This is a genomic window from Solibacillus sp. GQ1 (genome assembly GCF_059758555.1).
On the sequence record NZ_JCAXEX010000001.1, the window covers coordinates 1,622,857 to 1,641,590 of the forward strand.

An 18,734-nucleotide genomic window follows, 5' to 3' on the forward strand; every position below is an offset into this window, starting at 1 on the left:
TTAAATAAAAATGGCTTAGTCCTTTTAAAAGAACTAAGCCATCAAACAGCATATTTTATTTTCTGTAGTAATCAACAATCCCGTTGTAAATAGATTGTGCATAGATTTCTACATACTTATCATTGATTAATTTTTTACGGTCTTCTGCATTGGAGATGAACCCAAGTTCGACTAATACAGAAGGAATGATCATATTGCGTGTCACATAATACTGTGCTTCTTTTACCCCTCGGTTTTTCATATCCGCATTTTTGACGATTTCATTATTGATATACGTCGCAAGCTTTTTATCCTCTTCATACTGGTCACCTGTTGTAATGCTGTAATACGTTTCCGTACCTTTCGCACTTGTAGATGTAGCTGAATTTACGTGAATGCTTACATAAACTTCACCGAACTTGTCCTTTGTAAATTTCACGCGTTCCTGAAGGGATGGATACGTATCTCCTGAACGTGTAGTAAATACTTTTGCGCCGTTTGCTTCAAGTTTTTGTTTGACAAGATTGCCAACTTTTAAAACGATCGCTTTTTCAGTACTACCAGAGTTAACAGCACCTGGATCTTTACCACCGTGCCCTGGGTCTAAAATAATAATACGGTCTTTAACAGGACTGCCTTTTTCGTTCACGAGTTTAATGTACGATTTGTGCACATAACCTGTATCTTTTCCCGCTGTTACCTTTGCCCAATAGCCATCAATGGAATGTACCGCAATTACTGATCCTTTTGATAACTTTTTAATTGTTGCTGATGATCCTGATGCCGATTTGCGCATGTTTAAACTCGCAACTGTTACTTTACCTGTTGTGCCGGATGTTACGACAGGATCGTTATTGTCGGAATCTGTTTCTGCTGGTGGCGGAGTCACAATTGAACCCCCTACATCCGTCGTGCTATTTTTTACAATATAGCCTGGAATTCCACCTACTGTTGTTAAATAATAACCGTCAATTTCTTTATAGACTGACAATGTTGAACCAGCTGAAATTTGTTTAATTTTTTTCGATGACGATGTCGGTTTGTAATACAGATTTATAATTGTATTTGTCTTGACAGCTTTAATTGATGGTCCAATGGCACTGCCGTCTTGTTCAAGGAATTTAGCATATGATTTACTGATATAACCGTAATAACCTTGATAAGAAACTTTTAACCAATTACCTTCCACAGCATACACCGATAACTTACCGCCCGAATTTACTCTGCCAATCACTGCACTTGATGTTGTCGGCTTTGTACGAACATTTAAGCCATCTGTTGTTATTGAAACAAGACCAATTACTTGTTTCGTATCAACGGAATCAAGGTGTTCGGGTAAGGCTAGTCGGAATTCATCGCTTTTTGCTCTTGCGATAAATGATGCAAACTGTGCTCGTGTTACCGAGCCTTTTGGCATATATTTGCCGTCACTACCTTTTGTAATCCCATTATAGTAGATTGCTTTAATATACGGAGCATATGTATTCGAATTCGATACATCTGGGAAGTACACCGGTAAATCTTTATAGTCACTAACATTTAAATTAAATGCGATAGATAGAACGTGACTCATTTCTTCACGAGACAAAGTGGCATTAGGAGAAAATTTCCCTGATGTTTTAGTAAATAATCCAAGTTGACGTGCACGTTCGATGTATGTCGATTGTTCTGTCCCGACTTTAACATCTGTGTACGAGGAGTTACTTACTTTTAGTGGACTTTTACCTGCAGCAATGACTGCCATCTTGGCAGCTTGTGCACGCGTCACACTCATGTTGGGTTTGTAGTACGTTTTGCCCTTTTCCTGATATCCTTTAATCGCCCCAAGGCTAATTAAATACTGGATCTCGTCGTAAGTGGCATCGGTTGTCGCAACATCTGCAAATACTACTTTAGCTGATGTCGGTGTAACAGCTAGTGTACAAACGAGGAAGATTGCAACAACCAATGTAATCAATTTTTGATTCATTGTTCCCTATCCTTTCATAAGCTGTCCACCTCATTGTATAGTACAAAACCGGAAAAAAATAGAGGTAAATCCATATTTAATGTCAAAATCTTGTTACAGTCTAGTTACAAAAAGATTACATTGCATAATAAATTAGGTTTGTAAAGTGGAAGTAAGGGGTAAATAGTCTATTTAACATTGTTGTAATAGAGCGAATTATCGATGTTTTGTGATGGGTAAAAAAAAGAATCCTGTCCGTAATATTTCGGACAAATGGATTCTTTGTGAGTCTATAATTTTTTTGTGAATTCGTCTTTTTTTATTAGAAATTGATAGAAAATTGCTTTGCGATTGTACGAATCTCTTCAATTTTTTCCGGTTTTAAGTATTCCATCATTTTTGGAACAAACTGTTCAACATCCTCTTTAGTAAATGTACCTTCATCCTGCTTTTTAAAATTTTCAGCAAGTAAAGCTTTAGCTTCCTCCATCTTGTCCTCTTTTACTCGTTGTAAAATGAAGTTCGAAAACATTTCCTGCATATTTTTATCTATTTGCATAATGACTGCCTCCCTATAATTTAAATATCATCATTACTTTAAAATTATAACAATAAATCCATTTAATAATCTATTTATTGAATATAAATCTAAGTAAACTTCCTCCCCTTAATCGCTGCAAATAAAATTCCTCAAAATAAATAATCAGCTCAGCCTATTACTAGTCCTAAAAAACCCCACCATCGAATAAAATGCACAAATATGTAATTAATGGAGGACATTTTATGAATTCAATATTTACCTATATCTTTTTAGGCATAACGATGGCCGCTACATTTGGACCTGTGAAGAACGTCCTTTTAAATACAGGTTTAAAGAACGGATTTTTTCATGCCTGGTTTTTCAGTCTTGGTGCTTTGACTACTGACATTGTCTATATGTTCGTCGTTTATTTTGGAGTGGGAAAATTCATTGATTCGATACTTTTACAAACAATACTATGGTCTTTTGGGTGCTTTGTTCTTTTGTATACAGGGATAGAAAGCTTACTGACGCTACATAAAATTGAGATGAACTCTAAAACCGGCAAAATAGTTAGATTGAGACATTCGTTATTAGCTGGATTGTTAATGTCATTGTTAAATCCGATAACAATTCTTTTTTGGCTGGGGATTTATGGCTCCATCCTCGCAAAAACAGCGGGTATCGCTTCTGGATTTGACATCATAATAATAAGCAGTGCCATATTGCTCGGCATTATATTAGTTGATTTTCTATATTCATTTTTATCCAGCGTCGCTCGCAAATTATTATCCATTAATCTTTTGAAAACTGTAACGGTTATTTCATCTATCTTTATGATTGGATTCGGAATTTACTTTGGAAAGCAGGCTTTTCATTTGTTATTTTAATTGTTAGAGCATAGCCAAAAAAAGCCTTGCGTATAAAATGAACACGAAAGGAAACCATACCTAAATAAATATAAAATTAGTCGAGGTGTGGTAATGGATAAAAATAAGGGACATGTAAGTATATGGTGTATTGTAAGTCTGACTTCTATTCCTCTCATCATGACTTTAGGAAATTCAATGCTTATTCCAGTGCTCCCAATACTAGAAGACAAAGTCGGAATTACATCATTTCAATCGAGCATGATCATTACAAGCTATTCAGTCGCAGCAATTTTTCTTATTCCAGTAGCAGGCTATTTATCTGACCGCTTTGGCCGGAAAGTCGTCATATTACCGAGTCTGATCTTAGCTTTAATCGGCGGACTAATCGCAGGGTTTGCTTCATGGAAAATGGATGACCCTTTCACAATGATTATTATCGGCAGGATCATTCAAGGTATAGGTGCTGCCGGAGCGATGCCAATTGTTTTACCTCTTGTAGGTGACCTTTATCAAGATGACGATGAAAAAATCAGTTCAACTTTAGGGATAATAGAAACTTCAAATACGTTCGGAAAAGTATTGAGTCCTATTTTAGGCTCAGTTTTTGCTGCTATATTATGGTTCCTTCCGTTCTTTTCTATATCAGCACTCAGTTTAATTTCCATTGCACTTATATTCTTCTTTGTTAAAGTACCTAAAGATAAGGATGAACCTTTGAAGTTTAAGGAATTTATACGTAATACAAAGGAAGTTTTTAAAGACGAAGGAAAATGGTTGTATACGGTATTCCTTAACGGTGTCCTTGTTATGCTCATATTATTCGGCATGTTATTTTTCTTATCAGAAAATCTGGAAAAAGTTCATGATATTAAAGGGATTAAGAAAGGTTTTGTACTTGCCATCCCGCTTTTACTTCTCTGTATTTCTTCTTATATTTCCGGTCGGAAAATTAAAGGAGATTTAAACAGAATTAAGAAAATTATTATATTTTCCTTGATTGCAATGTCTGTCAGCATTATCTTTGTCGGGTTCACAAGCAAAAAACTCATCCTTTTGCTGATTGTCACAAGTGTAGTCGGAATAGCTATCGGTGCTCTATTGCCTGCGCTTGACACCATTATTACGGATAATATTAGAAAAGAATTACGTGGTACTGTATCCTCATTCTATAGTTCCGCGAGATTCATCGGTGTTGCAGCAGGTCCGCCTATCATGTCACTTGTCATGAAAGAACACCTCAATATTAGCTATATTACTGCAGGTATATTAGGATTTATTCTTCTATTTTTCGTTATAAAGTTTATCAAAGTAGAGGATATTGAGCCAAAAGAAATAACATAGAAATAAGGACCTAACAGCAATAGCTGCATAGGTCCTTTTTTATGTTTCATGCAGATTTCAAACTAAAAAGTATGAGGGAAATCCCGCAGAAAAGACATATTATTCGTGTCAGCGAAATTTTTTCTGCCAGGCCAAGCAATGCTAGTGCTGTTGTCACAATTAAGACAACCGGACCGACCAGGGCTAGTAGCGTATTAATATAAAAGGCTTTTTCTAAATCATTGAATTTAAACATTAATGCAGCAGCCGTTAATTCTATACTTCCGGACATAATTCTTAAAGCAATAATAATAATGAGTGCCTTATCCATAAATGTAACCACATCCTTGCTAGTGTTGTTACCTAACATATGCAATAGAAGCTAGAAATATATTTATAAAACATATGGAAATCTTTAGTTAGCAAAAGTCCGTACGATATTCTCAAAACAATCTGAAAATATAATTTTACATATGATCCATTTCTATTTAAAATTAAAATATAGTAAATAAAGGCGGTGTTCAGTTGAAAAAACTTCATTATAGCTGGATTATTCTTGCTATATCATTCTGCTCCATTATTGCCGCCGGGATTGCGATGGCGTCATCCGGGGTTTTCTTAACTCCTTTTGAAAAAGAGTTTGGCTGGGATCGTCAAGTGATTTCTCTAGCCTTTGGAATCAGCTTGTTTTTATACGGATTTGCTGGACCATTCATGGCTGCATTGCTCCAAAAATTCGGATTAAAGAAAATGATGCTTGCTTCAATGGGGACGTTACTGATGGGTCTTCTATTAATTTTCCTGATGAATCAATCATGGCAACTGATCATTATTTGGGGTGTAATTATCGGACTTGGCTCCAGTCTGTTTTTAACAGTTTTAAGTCCATATGTAGCGAATCACTGGTTTAAAGAAAAAAGAGGACTTGCAACAGGGATTCTGACTGCGAGTACGGCAATGGGCCAATTAATACTCCTCCCTGTATTAGCCACAATTATCGAAAATTACTCGTGGCGATGGGCAATTGGTTTAATTATAACGATTAGTTCCATAATGTTTTTCCTTATCTTTTTATTTATGAGAAACACACCGAAAGAAATCGGCATCCTTCCATTTGGTCAGACAGAGGATGTAGAGGTCGCGGATGATCAATCAAAAGGCAATCCCATTGTTCTCGCATTTAAAGGGTTGGCCGATGCTGTACGCGCTAAAGAATTTTGGTTATTGGCAGGAAGTTTCTTTTTTTGCGGCTTTTCAACAAACGGGCTCGTCGGGACACATTTTATTTCTTACTGTATCAGCTTCGGCATACCTATCGTGACTGCGGCTTCCTTGCTATCATTTATGGGCGTTTTCAATATGGTAGGAACAACACTTTCCGGTTGGCTGTCCGATCGTATTGATAATCGCTGGCTACTGTTTTGGTATTATTTGTTTAGAGGTGCTTCTCTTGTCTTGCTGCCTTTTACGTTAATGGAAGGCAATCTGACTTGGATCCTTGTTTTCACTGTATTTTACGGATTGGATTGGGTGGCGACTGTACCGCCGACCATCAATCTTTCGAGACAAATATTTGGAGTACATAAAAGCGCGATTATTTACGGGTGGATTTTTGCATCTCACCAAGTAGGTGCCGCAACTGCCGCATATGGTGGGGGTATGTTATATTCCTATTTTAATACTTATACTTGGGCATTTTTTATGGCCGGTGTCTGCTGTGTCATGGCAAGTTTATTTGTAATATTAATAAAGAAACAGCCTCGCTTTATACATTAAAAACATGGTGCTTTGAGTTTTCAAAGCACCTTTTTAATATAAAAAATGGCTAAAATCCATATGACGAATGAATTTTAGCCCTTGCACAATTTAATTTTTTTTCAGTAACTCTTTAACAAAATCATATTCTACATATGTTTTGTTTTCTTCCAGTAATGCTGGTGCAACGTCAAAATGTTTAAGTGCACGGTTATGGCCATATGTTTTCTCGCCACGTGTAATTGTGTACGACAAAGCATTTTTTGAAATGACCGCGCCATTTCCTGTTGAAGTGACTTTAAAGCCAAGTTCTTCTGTGACAATGCGTAACGGCACCATGATTATGCCATCGACTTCTTTGTAATCTTCCCCAATTATTTCCTGTATTTCTGGTGCTATTTCAGGGTTTTCTACTTCTTCTTCAAGTTTTGGGAATACAATGATTTTTTCTGGTGCTGCCTGTGCTGGAATACTCTTTGTTGTTGGTCCGTAAAATACAATTGCGCTATAGTTTTTCAATTCCTTTGCAGACACTTTTTCGCCTTTTGTATTAATAATGACCGATTCCTCATTTAAATTCAGTTTTAACTTTCCATCATCACTTAAGAAGTTATCGTCAAATTGTGTGATCTTTGCTGAGTTGGCAGTATCATCTTTTTCCACAATCACTACAGGTGGTGCATATTGCGGAGGATAAATTAAGATCATTGGCTGATCCGCATAAATTGAAAGTGAAATCGTATCACCAATTTTCAGTTCCACTTCATTGCCATGTTCATCAAAAACAAGTGTTTTGTCATCTACATAGAAATTGAACACATTGTTTTCAAGTTCTGCCGTAAATAATTTGGCATTTCCCCTCTGTTCGACTGCAGTAATATTCCCTCTGTGCTGGATAAATGTCCCTGCTTTTTCCACTTCTTCAGTCCCTTCTGTTATTGGCTGATCAGCGTAAGCAGTAACGGTTCCAAGTAGCAGTACAGATAATGCTAAAGGTGCAATTTTTTTCATATAGTTCCATCCTTTCGGTAATTTCACTACATTAGTCGATTTAAGGGGGAAAAGGTTACATATTCAAGTTATTTTTTTGATATTGCAATGTTGTGAGCGCAATATAATCGTATAACGTTAATTTACCCAGATCAAAGTTTTCCAACCATAATGGCTGAAAAGCGCCTATTTGTACACCTTGTTTAAGTTGTTCACGTACAGCTTCTTTTTCATTGAAAATTGCTTCCACTTTTTGCTGTAATGCCTTGCTCGTAATCGTTTGCGGGTCCGGTTTTGGTGCCGGTGGTGTCGGTTTTACTGGTGGTGATGGTGTCGGCGTTGGTGGTGCCGTATTTGGAAAATAGCTTTTCAATGTCTCGGCAATTGCTTCAATTATTTGGTCTTTATTGGACCGGTATAACTTTACATCTTGCTCCGAATTGACAAAACATACTTCTATGATAATGGCCTTTTTCGTTGTGCCATTTAAAAATGCCAAGTTCGTTCGCTGTTTTGCCCCGCGATTTTTAAATTTTCCTGCTTTCGCAATTTCGGTGCTCATCTTTTGCGCAAATGATGATATAGAAGGATTTACATACAGCACTTCTGTCCCGATCCCTTCTTTTTGCTGTGTTGGTGCAGAATTAAAATGAATGCTGACATCAAGTTCGCGCTGAGTTGCGTTATGCTGCTTCACTAAATACGTCAAATTTTGCTGCTGGCTTTTAGATTGTTTATCGATAATTACGTTGACCTTCACACCTTTTTGCTGTAATTTTTTCCCGAGTTCCTGCACAAGCGAGGCAGTTTCCTCTCCTTCATTCATGTAACCTGATGCGCCTGTCCCCTTTCCGTAGTGACCTGCACTAATTGTTAACATCGTTATTCACCTCCTTTTTCTATCTATATGTCCGTTTGTGTACCGAAAAAGGGACATCGCGGTTTTTTATTATATTAAAATAGCAGTTAGTTTTTTAACACATTGAAAGACAGTCGTTCAAATAGCGATATAGCAATTCGAATAATAATTCGTTACAATGAAGTAATTATACATAATGTGAGGGTTTGGCATGAAAAACAAACGAATGATTGGCTTTTTATTAGTTGTGAGTGGCAGTTTTTTCTGGGGTATCGGCGGAACGATGGCACAACAACTGTTTTCTCTTGGCATTGAAGTGAACTGGCTTGTGTCAACACGCCTTGTCATTGCCGGTATTCTTCTTTTAATTGCCCAGGCAATATTTAAAGATCGGGGGCAAATTTTCAAGATTTGGCGTGAGAAACGAAATGCATTCCGCTTACTCGTTTTTGCGATTATTGGAATGCTGGGGGTTCAGTATACATATATGGCTTCGATTAAAGAAGGCAATGCAGCGGTCGCAACATTATTGCAATACTTGGCACCGGTCATGATTATTATTTGGGTAACGGTGCGTGGTCTGTCCAAATTCACGAAAAAAGACGCGGTAACAATTGTGCTTGCTCTTAGCGGAAGCTTCTTTTTATTAACAAACGGTTCACTTTCCGCATTTGCTGTACCGCTCCCTGCAATTATTTGGGGGTTATTGTCCGGTGTGACGTTGGCATTTTATACACTCTATGTCATTCCCCTATTAAAACGCTTCGACTCGCTTGTCGTTGTCGGCTGGGCGATGTTTATAGCGGGATTGACAATGAGTTTTGTGCAGCCTCCATGGGATGTGGATGTTTCAGTATGGACAGGCACGACTGTCTTTTATTTGATTGTTGTTATTATTTTCGGCACGATGCTGGCATTCTGGTTTTACATTGAAAGCCTACAAACTCTTACTGCGAAGGAAACAAGCCTGCTTGGCAATATTGAGCCGCTGACTGCCGTGCTGGCAACAGTTTTATGGCTGAAGGAACCGTTCGGCGGATTCCAGTGGCTCGGAACTTCACTGATTTTGGTGATGATGATTTATATAGCGTTGAAGGCGGATCGGGAGAAGGTTGAGGATGAGGCAGTAGACGTTTGATAGAGGAAGTGCTCGCATGGAGTGTGCGGGCGCTTTTTTTCCGAAATCTGCGGAAGAATTCGGAAGCGTATTTGAAAACTGTGGTAAGGGGTGTGATTTTCAAGTTAGTTTCCGGGAAATATTAGGGTTTGATGAAGCTGTTTTGGTTTTTATTAGAACATTGGCGACTTTTATTAGAAGAGTTGAACCGGTTATTTGAACATTTCGGAGAGATTTTAGAAAACTCTTATTAGAACAAATCTGCAGTTATCAGAAAATCTGAGAGTGATATTAGAACTTCTATGGAGGTTATTTGAACATTTTGATGGTTTATTAGAATATTGAACGATTATATTAAAAGATCAGAGCTGGATATTAGAAAACTGTACCCCCAAAATAAAAACCAACTAGCCTCAGCTAGTTGGCTCAAAACTAAATGTTTTCAATTTCCTTAAATACGTCAAAAGCGCCTTCACTTTTATTCGAACAGACGACACTCACCAAACCACTTTCCGGATAATATGCCGAGTGGAAACTCACACCGGGATCATAGCCCATCACATGGTATTTCGAGATACAATCTTCCTTCTTATCAATCCATACACCATAGCCGTAAAAACGGTCATAATCATCATCCGTATTTATATATGGCGTTAACAATTGCTGCGTTATCGCTTCGCCTAATAGTTCAAATTTCATCAATGCTTGCCAGAAGCGATGCATATCTTCCACAGTGATAAAAGCTCCGCCGTCCGCCCCTCCTTTTACGGGAACAGAGTAAATATTCGATTTCCATGAGCCGTCTTCCTCATCAATATAGCCGAGTGCCGTATTTCGAGGCAGTGCATCCAGTTCAAAGTATCCTGATTGCTCCATTTCTGCACGCTTGAATATATTTTCCGTCACATAAACATCAAAGCCTTTGCCACTTACCTGTTCAACGACAAGACCGAGCAGTATATAGCCCGCATTATTATAATGGAAACGCTCACCTACTTTTAATTTCATCGGTTCATGCTGGAACAACGGTAAAAAATCAAGGCCGTTTCGCATCAAATACATCGGCTGACTCACCCATAAATCCGCAAAATCCTCCATAACTTCTTCGTCAAAGTAATCCGGGATCCCGGCTGTATGTGTCAACAGGTGGTGGATTGTAATTTCCTCATCGAATCGGGGAAATGGAATGTCCAAAATATCGGATAACTTCGAATCAAATGAAAGCTGGCCCTTCTCTGCAAGCTGACAAATCGCTACTGCTGTAAAGATTTTACAACCGGAAGCAATCCCGAATCGCGTTTGCTCATTATTCAAAATGCTATGCGTACGATTCGCAAAACCGTCACTATGTTGCTGTAATAAAACATTATTTCGTTTTACTAAAACATTGCCTGAAAAATTAACTTCATTCATAACTGCTATTACTTTTTCGTTTAACATATTCATTTTCATCTTACTTCCCTTCAAATTTGAATGAGTTCAGATAAAAACTGGTTAACTAATATTTCCGGAATGGTATTTTCGGAATAACAAAACTTGGCAATTTCATTTTAACATAGTAGCCATTGTTCCATATATAAAAGTTTCAAATAAAAAAGGATCGCTTTTAATAGTCCCCAAAACACCCCTCTGTCTTGTCCATTTCACTTTTAGTTTACATAAAATGCTTATCGTCTGCCTAAGAAATAAGAAAAAAAACGCAAATCCACTTACACTGGAAATGCGCTTAATTTCTATTATTACTCATTAAAATCTAAATTACTTGGTTGTTTGGGCAAATGTTCAACGTCCAGCATATTCGTTGTCGGCACTTTTTTCGTTACTTCTTCAAAACGGAAGCCATCAGCCCATACCTTTCCCTGCCCTATAAGTAAAACGCCAAAGTAAATAGAAGAACTGTCTTCCGGAACATCTAATACGATTGAATAGTGATTCCAATTTGACGTTCCATGTATCGATCGATTGTCCATATTGTCAAATTGAATAGTATCTCCCATGGCATTGTCAATTCGAAGCCAAGCCCCGCATTTAAAAACATTCTCTGTTTTCAGGAAACATGAAAGCTTTAACCGTTTCCCCTTATAGTCATCCGCTTGAAAACCTTGCATCATTGTAGCAAAGTACTGCTCCTTTATATCACCTTTAGAATAAAGTAGTCCTGATTTTGTCCCTGTATGAAAAACATCTGAATCGACCGTTATTTCATATAACTCAGGGTTCGATCCACTTAAACTCCACCCTTTAACTTCTTTACTTTCATTCATTTCTTTTTCCTCCTCCATCATTTGTACGGATCGCATAAGCTTTCGGTATTTTCCCGGTGGCAAGGTGTACATTTCCTTAAAAGCTCTAGTAAAAGCTTCCTGTGATTGAAAATGAAATATGATGGCAATCGTCAATATAGATTCATTTGAATGCAGAAGAAGCATTGCAGCGGTAGCTAATCGCCGCTCACGAATATATTCACCAATTGACTTACCAGTTTCATGCTTAAAAATGCGCAATAAATGATATTTTGAATATCCAATGACTGATGGGAAAGTATCAAGTTGAATTTCTTCAGTTAGATTACTTTCAATAAATGAAATGACTCTTTGCGTTACTTCACTGTAATACAACTTGCTCACCTCACAATCATCATAACGAATGTAGAGAAGAATTTTTTGATAAATCTTGCTCAAGTTTTATATCCATATTTTAACATAAACTTTCGCATGCGATAGAAGCGAAAATTCAGTCTATTTAACGATTCGTATTTGACGAATACATGGTAATTTAGAGTTATCACAGATTGAGAGAAGGAAATGTTATGAAAATTAAACATGTTGCGATGTACGCTTCAAACTTTGATGCAACAAAACAATTTTATTTAGATAACCTGCAATTCCCTATACTTTCAGAAGAACTGAATCGCTTTACAATGAATGTTGGAGAAACGTCAGTCACTTTCATAGAGGCTCCTTTGAATGAAAAGCCATTCTATCATTTTGCTTTTGATATCCCTTCAAATCAATTTGAAGAAGCGAAAGAATGGACTAAAGGAAAAGTAACATTATCGCAAGAACAAGGTGAAGATGAAGTTTACTTTGAAGGGATTGATGCGAAATCGATTTACTTTGAGGACCCTGCAGGAAATATTGTAGAATTTATTTGCCGCCTTTCAGATGCTAAACAAAGTGCGGTACCGTTTACCGCTTCATCTCTTCAAAAGGTGTCGGAGATGAGTATTGTCGTAAAGGATAAATTAAAATCAGTATCAGCGTTTCATGAAGTATCTATTTTTGAACGAGACCATAAAGAAATTACGGCAGAAGGTTTAACATTTATGGGGGCACGTGAAGATGCATCCTACCTTTTATTCGTAAATGAAGGCCGCACATGGTACTTCTCAAATAAGAATGCTGATATTTTCCCAGTTGAGGTTTTATTAGCGGATGGAGTATCGTTGAAAATTGATGAAAATCTGGAATTGGTGAGTTCAAATCGAGTTTGAAAATGCTCACTATAATAAAACGAGCTTGGTCCTACAAGCTCGTTTGTGCAATATGTATTATACTCTTAATTACTAAATCCATATCATTGTCATCCTTAACGACAAATAAATGATCGGCCTCCTGTTCTGTTGGATCCACTATATCTTCTTTGAGAGATTCTTCGTGCTGTCTAACAAGCAGTTCATCAAAATTTTTAATTGGACCCCTAAATATATTTGTACTTCTTTGACTATGTTTTACTCTGGAATGGAGTACATCATACGATATATCAAAGTGAACCAATATCCTTACAAAATCTTCAGCTGGGAATAAATCCTCAAGTAAATACTTTCGACCTTTGAGGCTTCGATTCGAGTTGCAAATAATAAAATGAAAATCTGTATGTTCTTTAGCATAATCGACCATTAACTTAGAGAGTGAATGTTTAAGTATATTTGGTCCTTCATCTCGTTGTAACTTCTTATAATAAGTATTAAGAAATTGAGCGTGGTTATCCTGGTCGACTACAAAAGAATTGCTTAATTGTTCTTCTAAAGCATGAGCAAATGTAGTTTTTCCGGAATGGGTTTTGCCCACTGTTATAATTACTAATCTTTTCATAGTTAAAACCTCTTTTATTAAACTTTAATATTATCCATTTCCCCTTCTATTCGTCTCACCTTTAAACATGTACCGGATGCCTTTACCTGCAAGCGGTTCATCTGTATACCTTGGTAAAACATGAAAATGAGCGTGAAAAATATGCTGTCCTCCAATTTCTCCACAATTCCACCCCAGATTATATCCTTGAGGTTGGTACATCTTATCCAAGTAATCTTTGACATCTTGAAGAAGTGTATATGTGGCATTCCATTCATCTATTGTTAAGTCAAACGCAGTTTCTCGATGGATTTTAGGTACTATTACGCCAGAACCTTCAAGTTGGATTCCTTTCTGTTGGGATTGTTCTAGTTGTAAAAACCAACAATGTTCATTGCTTAAAATAATATTTTGAGTTGGCTCTAATTCTGGATGACAAAATATACAATCATTCATTTTGTTTCACACATCCTTACTAATTTACTATCTTATTCTGAAATAGTTTAGCGTTTATTATGGTTTTAAAATAGAAGTAAATTCTTTTATAAAAGGAAAGTTCCCTTCATCAACTTCTACTTTCAATCGTTTTAATGCCATGATTGCTTCTTGTTTTAACTCTTCAGGGTACAGATATTTTATACTGTTTTCTTCAAATTCATCTTCGTCCACAACTTCCCAATCGTGATTTTCCCTTTTTATAAAATCTAAATCCAAATCTACAAAACAAAGCTCGTTTTGATTTAAAATTGAAGGCATTGCGACATTACAATATGCTGAAACAACGGCCCCTTCTTGAACTTCCAACGCTGCGGTAAACCATTTATTGAAAGGAAAATATTCTATTGACGTATTATTAATCGTGTAAACTTCATTTTTAGAATGATGCACTAACTTCCTTCCTGATTTGCATAAAACAAGTATGTATTCAGGTGTCGTTTCTAGTATTTCCCCTTCCCATTCATAATGAGGAATACCTGGAAACTTCAACGCTTTAATTTTCAAGATATTATTCAAATAACTCTCCTCCGAATACATTTTAAATTTATCACACTAAGTATTTTTTACTCCTATTCATATTAACATAAATTACCAAACTGAATTTATGACATTTTTGGAACTAAAAAAGCATTACCCGTCTCAAGGTAATGCTCCTCATTTTAAATCAAATATTATCATTTTTCTTTTGATGAATCAGTTGAATTAACTGATCGATTTTTTCATTTTTTTCTTGATCCAATTTTTGTTTCATTTCCATAAATTTTATCGCTTTGACAATAAAATAAATCACAAAAATAATGATAACTAAGTTAATTAGAATTGGTAACAACCCGAATAAAGCAAACACGCCCATACCACCGCCATCATATAACATTTCCATCACTCCATCTCGATAGATCCTTTTATTATATCATTAAATAAAGTAGAGGTATTTATTAGCATAAATCTGTTCGTTCACTTCAATATAAATAAACCGACCAGTATTAACTATTTTATATTTATCTCCACGACATTCCATATAAAACGATGTAGAAAGTAAGCTACTCCCCCAAAAATAAGAAGTATCAACTCGATTTTGATTAAAGACACCTGTTCCATAAGGAGGGTATGCGTTGAGCGATTCGCTGAAAAAATTGACCACCAGCTCGGATCTGGATATTGATGTGAAATCCCAATCCAGAGCAGAAAAAATAGCAAAACTAAAAACCAATAGATTTCCATTGAACCACCTTTAAAATACTTTTATGTAAGATTCCAAAGTTTGTATTCCTCGGTCTATAAGAATGCGCCTTTAGTTGAAAAATGTTAAATAAATTACAATAGCGATTACTATTATAAGAAAAAGAATTCCTGTACCTTTCCACCCTAAATCCCCGATTAAATCTTGAAGGCCGCCACCATGCATAGCTGCCGGATTTCTCTTTAATTCTTGTTGCCTTAATCTTTCTCTTCTTGCTTCTGGAGTTTCTTGATCTTTATTCAATATAGATTCCTCCTACAAACAACACTTGTTTACGTTTTAACATAATTATCCAGTATAAAATTAATAATCTTTTCCACAAGTCATACAGCGATTATCTGTATCTTTTTCTCCATACATCCGAAGTTCTTTTTCTATGTTACAGACACGGCATTTTTCAAATCGTATTTGAGGCAATGTCCCAGCCTCTGCTAATGGGACCCATTGTTCTTCATATAATTTTTTTGTCATTCCATAGTCAATTAAAACAAGATGCCCCTCTTCATTTAGCCCGTAATTTCCACTATCTTTAAAATCAAAGCCATCAAGTTCTTGATCGATGACTTCGATTGCGGTTTTTAAATCTTCCATTATTCTTGGGTCGTTCTCTAAATCAATATCGTAAGAGCAATGATTGTGTAGAGGGAGTTGTTCATAAAAAGGCTGAACGACATATTTCTCACTCAAAAAAAGAATTGGCGCAATATGCTTCTCCAGCCCCTGCATTTCCAATGATTTGTACATTTGATCCTCATTTTTACTTTGGGCGTACCCGATTGGGTGTAAAAATGTTTTTATGACAATATCTTCGAAACGATAAACTTTTCTCGTTGAACCGATTCCTATCATGTCAGCTTGTTTAAGCAAACCTTCTATGTTTTCTACTACTTTAGAAATATTCAATTCTCCATCCCCGAATCATCTATGTATTTAGTTCCAGCTATTGCAACTACTGTTTTAAAAAATTAAGCGCTAATCCTTTAAAAAGAATAGCGCTTGAAAACTATAGTGGGATTTTTGTTCCTTGATGGAAATGCATTTTCCACTGTCCATTGACTAATTTCCAAATTGAGCTCCTTAGTGAATGCTGGTTGTTTAGCTCATTATAAATTCGATAAGTTGCTAGAACGATTTCATCAGACATTAAATGTATTTCAAAATCACTCATTGTCATTTTTACAATTCCAAGAGTCGCTGCGCTAATTTCCTCATCTTTGTACAATACTTTCCCTGAGCTTCCAAATTCAAAAAAATTGTCTGAAAGTAAGTTCGTAAGCTCCTCTTTTGATGTCCGAATTTCCGGTAACAACAATTTGTTTTCTAATTGAAATAAATGTCTTTCTAATATTGATTTATTCTCCACTTTCCAATCACCTTTTCTGTTCATGTTAATGTAAAAAGTATTATCCTAATCTGGTACAGGAATACTAGGTGATTGGCAACCATAAGAGTATGCTAGACAACTAAAACCAGACTTTTCAAGGATCGGTTTACTCATTGGACTGGCATCAACTGTCAGGAAAGAATACCCCTTCTCATAAGCTTTTTGTGCACGAACAGCTAAGAGTTTTGAATAATAACCATTGCCTCTGTATTGCGGAAGCGTTGAGCCTCCCCATAAGCTGGCAAAGGACGAATTATTCTCTAAGTACATCCAAGCAGCACTCACAAGCTGACCATCTACATAAATCCCATAAATATATAGCGAGTCCGGACTATTTTGCTTATCTCTCCATAGCCTTTCCCCAAGCTCTGTATGGGATTCATTCCAGATCGCCTCTTCTAGCACAATAACATCATGGATGCCCTGTTCATCCGTTATTTCCTTTACTGCATGCACATCGTAATTTGTAAGAAAAGGATGACTTTCCGATAATTTCACGACCATGAGTGCTTCTTGATCATCAATCGTAAATCCCTCTTGTTTGAGTAATTCAGTCAAATTATCAGGTTTGTCATAGCTGTACACTTTCCATTCGAAACTTTGCTTAAGGTTTCCGAAAAAAGTTAGCTCCTTTCGAATTACTTCCCTTGCCGACCTTTCATTTACATTAGAAGCTAATATAAATCCGCTTTCGTTAAATTTTGAAATGTGCCGAACAACATGGTCGGTTTCTTCCCTTATAAATCCTGGTGTTACAGCTTCTTGGCGCAATTCTTTGTGAAAAAGTGAAATCCATTCGTTTTTGTCCATAGCCAGTTCCTTTCAACGCCTCAAACATTTATTACAAAAAATTGAAGCGTTTATAGATATAGTAAACTAATTATACATGTTTTTATTTAATCCTCATCAACTTCTTCTGCAATTTTATCGATTCTTTCTAACATTGGCGGATGTGTGTAGCGGAACCATTTCACAAGTGCTGGCGGGTTTACTTCACTAAGACCGGCTTTCGTCAACTGTTGAAACGATGATATCGCTGCTTCAGGGTTTTCTACAAGCTCAATAGCAAATTCATCTGCACGAATTTCCTGATAACGTGAAATCGCATTGGACAATGGGCTAGAGAAGAAAAGTAAAAATGATGAGATTAACAAAAATAACGGCAATGAATTTAAATTGCCCATTTCTTTAATTTTCAGGATCGGTCCGTAACGACGTATCATCCAAGGCATGATTTTTGCGATCAGCCAAAGTCCAATGAGCGTCATAAATATATAAACCGCGATGTTAATATAAATATCCTTCAGCAAATAATGCCCCATCTCGTGCGCCATGATAAACAGGATTTCATCATGGGTTAACCGGTTTAATGTCGTATCCCACAGCACAATCCGGGAATTGTCGCCTATTCCTGTCACATAGGCATTTAAAGCATTCGTTTTCTCCGACATATTCACTTCAAACACATGGTCTGATGGAATGTCCGCCTGCTCAGCGAGAGATAGAATTTTCGTCTCTAATTCCTTGTCTGTTAAAGGAGAAAAATCATTGTAGATCGGATCGATGACGACAGGTTGAATAAACATTAGGAAGATTGAAAACGGTACAGTCAAAGCCCATGCATAGAGCCACCATTTTTTGGGGCTTTTTCTGATAAGCCAATAAAGAACTGCTATCATGATGACCGACATCCCAAACTCCAGCCAAAAATCAATTATATTTTCCCGCATCCATGAGGAGAAAATCTGCGTACTGATCCCATAGCTTTTGCTAAGCGTATAGCGGTAATAGTCCATCGGGAATTGGAGGATGAACAACAGCAAGGACAGGAAGAACAGATACATTGTTGTTCTGAATATGGACCATTTAAATTGTTCAGCACTCCATCTCTCAAACAGACGTGAAATTCCCGTAATTAAAATAACGAAGTAAAGCAGCCATTCCAATGGCGTCGTGATAAAGAACAGGAAATTTCTTACTTTCGATAACTCCTCACTTAATAACAGCTCCTGTGTTGTAAGAAAAGTGCTTGGATCTGCTGCCGTTCCTTGAAGAGCGGCTGGAATCCCACTATTTTGTCCATGGAAAAAATACAAATACATTGCGACAACATACAGTCCAAATGCAAAAACAGCCAGTAAACCCCATTTTTTTGTCATTCCTTCTACACCTCAATTCA

22 protein-coding genes are annotated in these 18,734 nt (G+C 36.7%); 6 read left to right on the forward strand and 16 right to left on the reverse strand.

Annotated features, from left to right (window positions below; translation table 11 throughout):
- Positions 1-55: 55 nt before the first annotated feature.
- Positions 56-1,948, reverse strand: coding sequence for an N-acetylmuramoyl-L-alanine amidase (locus AC6CH1_RS08165; protein WP_498317011.1), 1,893 nt, complete (start codon positions 1,946-1,948; stop codon positions 56-58).
- A gap of 301 nt (positions 1,949-2,249) precedes the next feature.
- A complete protein-coding gene (locus AC6CH1_RS08170) occupies positions 2,250-2,486 on the reverse strand; it encodes a hypothetical protein (RefSeq protein ID WP_079527068.1) in 237 nt (78 codons plus the stop codon).
- 224 nt (positions 2,487-2,710) lie between these two features.
- Between AC6CH1_RS08170 and AC6CH1_RS08175 the strand changes: the two genes are divergently transcribed.
- Positions 2,711-3,337, forward strand: coding sequence for a LysE family transporter (locus AC6CH1_RS08175; protein WP_427709627.1), 627 nt, complete (start codon positions 2,711-2,713; stop codon positions 3,335-3,337).
- Between the two features lie 93 nt (positions 3,338-3,430).
- A complete protein-coding gene (locus AC6CH1_RS08180) occupies positions 3,431-4,660 on the forward strand; it encodes an MFS transporter (RefSeq protein ID WP_498317013.1) in 1,230 nt (409 codons plus the stop codon).
- Between the two features lie 46 nt (positions 4,661-4,706).
- On the opposite strand, the gene AC6CH1_RS08185 is transcribed toward AC6CH1_RS08180, so the two are convergent.
- Positions 4,707-4,970: a YqhV family protein gene (locus AC6CH1_RS08185; RefSeq protein WP_420820144.1), complete on the reverse strand. Its 264-nt coding sequence runs from the start codon at positions 4,968-4,970 to the stop codon at positions 4,707-4,709.
- 194 nt (positions 4,971-5,164) lie between these two features.
- On the opposite strand from AC6CH1_RS08185, the gene AC6CH1_RS08190 reads away from it, so the two are divergent.
- Positions 5,165-6,415, forward strand: a complete 1,251-nt coding sequence (locus AC6CH1_RS08190; RefSeq protein ID WP_498317015.1) for an MFS transporter — start codon at positions 5,165-5,167, stop codon at positions 6,413-6,415.
- Between the two features lie 90 nt (positions 6,416-6,505).
- On the opposite strand, the gene AC6CH1_RS08195 is transcribed toward AC6CH1_RS08190, so the two are convergent.
- Positions 6,506-7,405: a stalk domain-containing protein gene (locus AC6CH1_RS08195; protein WP_498317016.1), complete on the reverse strand. Its 900-nt coding sequence runs from the start codon at positions 7,403-7,405 to the stop codon at positions 6,506-6,508.
- 55 nt (positions 7,406-7,460) lie between these two features.
- Positions 7,461-8,264: an N-acetylmuramoyl-L-alanine amidase gene (locus AC6CH1_RS08200; protein ID WP_498317018.1), complete on the reverse strand. Its 804-nt coding sequence runs from the start codon at positions 8,262-8,264 to the stop codon at positions 7,461-7,463.
- A 190-nt stretch (positions 8,265-8,454) separates the two neighbouring features.
- On the opposite strand from AC6CH1_RS08200, the gene AC6CH1_RS08205 reads away from it, so the two are divergent.
- A complete protein-coding gene (locus AC6CH1_RS08205; protein ID WP_498317020.1) occupies positions 8,455-9,381 on the forward strand; it encodes an EamA family transporter in 927 nt (308 codons plus the stop codon).
- Between the two features lie 411 nt (positions 9,382-9,792).
- Here AC6CH1_RS08205 and AC6CH1_RS08210 read toward each other — a convergent pair whose 3' ends face one another.
- Both AC6CH1_RS08210 and AC6CH1_RS08215 read right to left on the reverse strand, forming a co-directional pair.
- Positions 9,793-10,812, reverse strand: coding sequence for a serine hydrolase domain-containing protein (locus AC6CH1_RS08210; protein ID WP_498317021.1), 1,020 nt, complete (start codon positions 10,810-10,812; stop codon positions 9,793-9,795).
- Between the two features lie 287 nt (positions 10,813-11,099).
- The gene (locus AC6CH1_RS08215) at positions 11,100-11,978 is read right to left on the reverse strand and encodes a helix-turn-helix domain-containing protein (protein WP_498317756.1); all 879 of its coding nucleotides are present in this window, start codon (positions 11,976-11,978) and stop codon (positions 11,100-11,102) included.
- A 191-nt stretch (positions 11,979-12,169) separates the two neighbouring features.
- Here AC6CH1_RS08215 and AC6CH1_RS08220 point away from each other — a divergent pair, with 191 nt between their 5' ends.
- Complete coding sequence (locus tag AC6CH1_RS08220; RefSeq protein WP_498317023.1) at positions 12,170-12,853, forward strand: toxoflavin lyase-like VOC family protein; 684 nt, start codon at positions 12,170-12,172, stop codon at positions 12,851-12,853.
- Between the two features lie 31 nt (positions 12,854-12,884).
- Here AC6CH1_RS08220 and AC6CH1_RS08225 read toward each other — a convergent pair whose 3' ends face one another.
- The 4 genes from AC6CH1_RS08225 to AC6CH1_RS08240 all read right to left on the reverse strand — a co-directional run bounded on the left by AC6CH1_RS08225 (position 12,885) and on the right by AC6CH1_RS08240 (position 14,805).
- Complete coding sequence (locus AC6CH1_RS08225) at positions 12,885-13,454, reverse strand: AAA family ATPase (RefSeq protein WP_498317025.1); 570 nt, start codon at positions 13,452-13,454, stop codon at positions 12,885-12,887.
- Between the two features lie 30 nt (positions 13,455-13,484).
- Complete coding sequence (locus tag AC6CH1_RS08230; protein WP_498317026.1) at positions 13,485-13,889, reverse strand: HIT family protein; 405 nt, start codon at positions 13,887-13,889, stop codon at positions 13,485-13,487.
- 57 nt (positions 13,890-13,946) lie between these two features.
- Positions 13,947-14,447, reverse strand: coding sequence for a DUF402 domain-containing protein (locus AC6CH1_RS08235; protein WP_498317027.1), 501 nt, complete (start codon positions 14,445-14,447; stop codon positions 13,947-13,949).
- Between the two features lie 148 nt (positions 14,448-14,595).
- Positions 14,596-14,805, reverse strand: a complete 210-nt coding sequence (locus AC6CH1_RS08240; RefSeq protein WP_251687572.1) for a hypothetical protein — start codon at positions 14,803-14,805, stop codon at positions 14,596-14,598.
- Between the two features lie 238 nt (positions 14,806-15,043).
- Between AC6CH1_RS08240 and AC6CH1_RS08245 the strand changes: the two genes are divergently transcribed.
- Positions 15,044-15,166 (forward strand): hypothetical protein, encoded by a 123-nt coding sequence (locus AC6CH1_RS08245; protein WP_498317028.1) that lies wholly within the window; start codon positions 15,044-15,046, stop codon positions 15,164-15,166.
- A 56-nt stretch (positions 15,167-15,222) separates the two neighbouring features.
- Here the strand turns inward: AC6CH1_RS08245 and AC6CH1_RS08250 are convergent, their stop codons facing one another.
- The 5 genes from AC6CH1_RS08250 to AC6CH1_RS08270 all read right to left on the reverse strand — a co-directional run bounded on the left by AC6CH1_RS08250 (position 15,223) and on the right by AC6CH1_RS08270 (position 18,714).
- Positions 15,223-15,414 carry a DUF6366 family protein gene (locus AC6CH1_RS08250; RefSeq protein ID WP_427709604.1) on the reverse strand — a complete coding sequence of 64 codons (192 nt, stop codon included), beginning with the start codon at positions 15,412-15,414 and terminating at the stop codon, positions 15,223-15,225.
- 60 nt (positions 15,415-15,474) lie between these two features.
- A complete protein-coding gene (locus tag AC6CH1_RS08255) occupies positions 15,475-16,074 on the reverse strand; it encodes a protein kinase (protein WP_498317030.1) in 600 nt (199 codons plus the stop codon).
- Positions 16,075-16,174: 100 nt separating this feature from the next.
- Complete coding sequence (locus tag AC6CH1_RS08260) at positions 16,175-16,534, reverse strand: nuclear transport factor 2 family protein (protein WP_427709600.1); 360 nt, start codon at positions 16,532-16,534, stop codon at positions 16,175-16,177.
- Positions 16,535-16,579: 45 nt separating this feature from the next.
- Entirely contained in the window at positions 16,580-17,365 is a 786-nt protein-coding gene (locus tag AC6CH1_RS08265; RefSeq protein WP_498317032.1) for a GNAT family N-acetyltransferase, read from the reverse strand.
- 86 nt (positions 17,366-17,451) lie between these two features.
- Positions 17,452-18,714, reverse strand: a complete 1,263-nt coding sequence (locus AC6CH1_RS08270; protein ID WP_498317034.1) for a M48 family metallopeptidase — start codon at positions 18,712-18,714, stop codon at positions 17,452-17,454.
- Positions 18,715-18,734 lie beyond the last annotated feature (20 nt).